Annotated in this window: 7 protein-coding genes; all 7 read right to left on the bottom strand. The window is 31.2% G+C overall.

Annotated elements, in window-relative coordinates:
• Window positions 1–141: 141 nt before the first annotated feature.
• Window positions 142–876, bottom strand: coding sequence for a DNA adenine methylase (locus DWX91_RS15885; protein WP_118539742.1), 735 nt, complete (start codon window positions 874–876; stop codon window positions 142–144).
• A gap of 64 nt (window positions 877–940) precedes the next feature.
• Window positions 941–2,023, bottom strand: coding sequence for a hypothetical protein (locus DWX91_RS15880; RefSeq protein WP_118539740.1), 1,083 nt, complete (start codon window positions 2,021–2,023; stop codon window positions 941–943).
• Window positions 2,024–2,100: 77 nt separating this feature from the next.
• Entirely contained in the window at window positions 2,101–2,400 is a 300-nt protein-coding gene (locus DWX91_RS15875) for a hypothetical protein (protein WP_118539738.1), read from the bottom strand.
• 43 nt (window positions 2,401–2,443) lie between these two features.
• Complete coding sequence (locus DWX91_RS15870) at window positions 2,444–2,728, bottom strand: hypothetical protein (RefSeq protein WP_118539736.1); 285 nt, start codon at window positions 2,726–2,728, stop codon at window positions 2,444–2,446.
• 177 nt (window positions 2,729–2,905) lie between these two features.
• Window positions 2,906–3,496, bottom strand: coding sequence for a hypothetical protein (locus DWX91_RS16840; RefSeq protein ID WP_182435114.1), 591 nt, complete (start codon window positions 3,494–3,496; stop codon window positions 2,906–2,908).
• Window positions 3,496–3,828, bottom strand: coding sequence for a hypothetical protein (locus DWX91_RS15860; protein WP_118539728.1), 333 nt, complete (start codon window positions 3,826–3,828; stop codon window positions 3,496–3,498). Before DWX91_RS15860 ends, DWX91_RS16840 begins: the two co-directional genes overlap by 1 nt.
• Window positions 3,829–3,938: 110 nt before the next feature.
• Window positions 3,939–4,223: a hypothetical protein gene (locus DWX91_RS16480; protein WP_147354435.1), complete on the bottom strand. Its 285-nt coding sequence runs from the start codon at window positions 4,221–4,223 to the stop codon at window positions 3,939–3,941.
• Window positions 4,224–4,391: the final 168 nt, after the last annotated feature.

Genomic DNA, 4,391 nt, shown 5'->3' with positions numbered 1-4,391 from the left:
AATATTATCCCGTAAGATTTTTTCATTATGTAATTTATATGGATACATTAATAGTATGTCATCAGACGAAACATCATCAGATATTAAATGTTCCATACAAATATCTTCAAACAAATCATCCATTTTATTTACCTCACTAAATTATTCTCTTAATTCAAATAGCTTTTCTACTGCTCTTACTCTCTTATTGTTATCAATCGTTCTCTTAACTTCCTGCTGCCAAATGCATTCCCATTCTGAAGGAGCTTCATGCTCACTGACTAAGACAACATTCTTTTCGCTCATCTTCTCAGCCCAATTCCAGAACCTGTCATAATCAAAATTCTTACTTGATCCATATTGTTTCGTACCCTTATATGGAATATCGCAATAAAATAAGCAGTCAACTTTATCAGAATACAACTCTTCATAATCTCCATATTGGTACTGAATATCTTCTAATCTTGGAATCTGCTCTAACAAATTTCTCTTAGCTTCATCGTAATAATTTCTTTCAGTTCCAGCTTTCGTATGAACAACGCCTGAGTAGCCGCCATCAAAGAATCTTCCATTATAGCTTGAAAGAAAACCTACTGCACCAATATACCAATCAGGATATTGGGATGATCTTTTATTAAAACACTCTCTTACATCTGAGTAATGTTCTTTTGTAATAAGTTCTGGGAGATTTTGAATCTGATTTATATTCTTGAACATTTCGATAAGATACTTATGATTATCAGATGCGATTTTTGTGTCACACTGAACTTTGTCGATTACATTACAACCACCGCAAAATGGCTCTATGTATGTTTTTATATTATAATCTCGCAATCTTTCTTGAATAATCGGTAAAATGTTATCAACTATTCGAGACTTTGAACCCATATATTTCATTTAATCTAATCAGAGCGATATATCTTTAAGGCTGCCACTCACTCCTTTCGTATTAATATTCTCTTTAATTATTCTCCTTCTGTTCGACATTGAACGTGTAATCATTCCAATACAAATCATCAATATCCTTGCTTGCCATTTCAAATGGTACTTTATATTCTGTAATCAGATATGATCTTAATTCTCCCATGTCAGAAAACTCTTTTCTTTCTACTTCTCTTGTACTATATCTGTCATCATAATCTTCTTCTACAATAAGAGTAAGTACATTAGATGTCATACCAAGTAGCTTCAGAATTTCTTTAGCATTTGAATCATCCGTCATTTCAGATAAAAGAGGTTTAATGAACTGATTTTTCTTAATCTCATTAATTATCTCATCATTGCCAGTCACATGATTGATTACTTCTAATGCAAAATCAGACCATTTCAGCCTCAATAATCTTTCAATAAATCGTCCTAAATATGAATTTGGCGTATCGTGCAACTGAACAATTCCAGTATTAATCAACTCTTTTGCATAATCATGTGTCTTTTTTAAGTCATAGAAACTTGTTACTCTTGCAGGATCAAATGAATATCCACTATCAAAAGGATGAATCATATCACATAAGTAATGTTTACTCTTAGTCATTTTATTGAGCTTATCCAATATTTCAAATGCCTTTTCTTTGTAGCCAGAATTACCTAATGTACCATTGTAAAATATCTTGTCCTCTAAATTGAAATAGTCGTAATGTTTTACAATGTTCTCAAGCAATTCATCAGCAGTTTTAATTTCTTTCTCTACTCGAAACTCTGATACATAATATTTACAATATGCATCCTGTTCACTCTGTAATGGCTCTATGTAAAATATTCTGTTTCGTTCAGGAATGCCGTCAAACAACATTCTAACTGCGAACTCATCCGTGCAATCAGTCTTGATTTTATTGTTGTATAGGTTCACATAACCAGACTCAAGTGTTGTAATGCACTCTTCATATTTTATCGTGTCTTCTTTATACTTTTTATTCTGTTCTGCCGTAACCTTTTTCTTGCCATTCTCAGGTGTTGGCTTATTTGGTTTCGACATTATGATATATTTACAACTTGATGAAAAATTACTTGCATTCCTTTTCTCTAAAGGAAAATGATAATATGCCATTGTTTGCCTCCTTTCTTGTCTTAATATCACTCCGAATGAAAGATTTCTTTCAATGTATTATTGCCGCAATTGCTCATTTATGTATTCTCCCAGTCTAATTTCTGACCACAATCTTTACAAAAAGAGCCACTATGTACAACACGCTTACAGTTAGGACACCAAAATGTACCTCTAAGAAATTTTGCATTATCTATAATATCAATGTATTTTTCATAATCAATAGATATTGGTTTCTTCGGTATCTGCTTTTCGAGTGCTTTCATTGCCATTCCATAAGCATTTTCAAAAGAAAATGCCCATGAAGTATCACATGGGATTGCTTTACCGAGTTCATTACAATCATATTTTAGTTCTTCGATAGCTTCACTTTCTGTCATTTGTCACCTCCTAAATTACCAAGAAACTTCGGTTTACTTTGTTTTATTCTCCAATTTCAACTATCTGTTTTGCATTAATATCATAGGTGCATAACTTACCATTCTCTGAATAATATGGTGACATATAACCATAACCCGAATTTCCTTTGAATTCACTGAATGCTATATAAACGATATGTGTAGTGGCATAATAATATAAATCATTTTCACCTTCTATCAAAACGAGCTTTGAAGGATTATTATAATTTTCACTACCTAAAGCAGTACATCCAGTCATTCCAAAATATAATGTCAATCCTAATGCAACTGCTAAAATTTTCTTCTTCATATGGTTTATTCGTCCTCCTTCAATACAAGAATTGCTTTATAGTATCTACTATTGCATGAGCTAGATTATATCTTGTACCCTTCGTCTATATAATCATTCATGACTTTTTCGAAATCCTTGTTGTTTTCCATTTCTAAAATTACACATTTCTTCATATGGCTTATTCTCCCAACTCTTTTAGTGCATTAACAAGTTCAGCGAGTCTGGATTTTCAGGATGCTCCTTTGCCATCTTTTCATATAAAGCAATATTATTCATCTTTTCAATCTCAGACTTTAGCTCCTTCTCAATAGAAGCTTTCTGCTTTGAAATTTCTTTCTGACGATTTTCCTCATCAATTCTTGCATTGTATGCGTTCATATTAACTACACCGACAACCTGAGCTGTCACACCTTTACCATATTCTTCGACTGTCTTAATTTCTTTTAAAATTCCAAGAACTCTGTTGTTTTTCCCTCTTGCATTTACAATCAGATATAACGGATGGTTGGTATCATACTTAACAATTTCATTAATATCTTCATCGTATAAAGCAAATCCATAATCCTTCTTATTGTAATCCTCTACTAAATTTACAATCGCCACTTTATTAAATCCTGTCATTTTATTCTCCTTTAATTCATTTATATCTATATAAAGTCCACCAATTGTATTTGTCACTAATAATAGCATAAAGAATTTAAAGCTATCTGTTTCTGATAATTTACCATAAAGCATAGCTCCAATATCAATTATTAATAGACCAACTATGTTAATCAAAAAACTCACTAAATTGTACCTCCTGTTATATTATTCTCTGCTTGATATGGATCAGATTCCCATTTTGCACCACATGTTAGACAAGAAAAACAATCCACTTGATAATACTTATTTTTTTCTGTATGAAAAAAATTGTACAATATACCACTATCTGATTTATATTTTCCATACCAATTCCTGCAAATTCCAGAAACTATTCCTTTATTTGTTATACCACGTTCAATATAAAATAAATGACTTTTATTTTCTCTACAACACGGACATATATCGCATCCTGCTAATGCTGCCTCTCTGACTTGATTTTCTTTTAGTGCTTCTACTTTAGTTTTAATTATTTTCATAAGTTATTTTAAATACACTCCTATTTTTGCTTTTAATTCATCTGGCTTGTCAAATTATCAAACTCGATCTTCCCAAATTTTCCATGAGAAAATTCTTCATAATATTTTTCTTAACCAATAATTGCGCCACAACTATTTTCAATTCTATAATCATAATTGCCTTCAGGTTTATCTGATAATAAAAAATAAAATGATGCTCCACCAAACCAACTATCAAGATGAATATATTTACCAATACTTTCTTCAAAAGTTCCAATACGATCTCCTTTAATTGATGTATTTTCAACATAATACTTCAAATAATCATATTGTTCTTTGGTCTTAATCTTTCCAGTTGGTCGGCATTCTAAATCTACCCAAACACCAATTTTTTCTTTTGCTTCTGAAAATAACATTTTAATCCCCCACTTTTTTACGTTCTAATAAACTCTATAGACCCGTCAGTATAACATTTTGTTTTCCAACCTTTTGTTTCAACCATAATCTGTTATATCCATATCTCTTGATCCACTTTTTATTAATTCTCTTCTTTTTATGTCTTCTTATCTGAACATATTTTATAT

This window comes from Clostridium sp. AF22-10, from assembly GCF_003478725.1.
GTDB lineage: Bacteria > Bacillota > Clostridia > Lachnospirales > Lachnospiraceae > Otoolea > Otoolea fessa.
The sequence above is the reverse complement of the archived record's forward strand: the minus strand, read 5'-3'. Positions and strand labels throughout refer to the sequence as shown.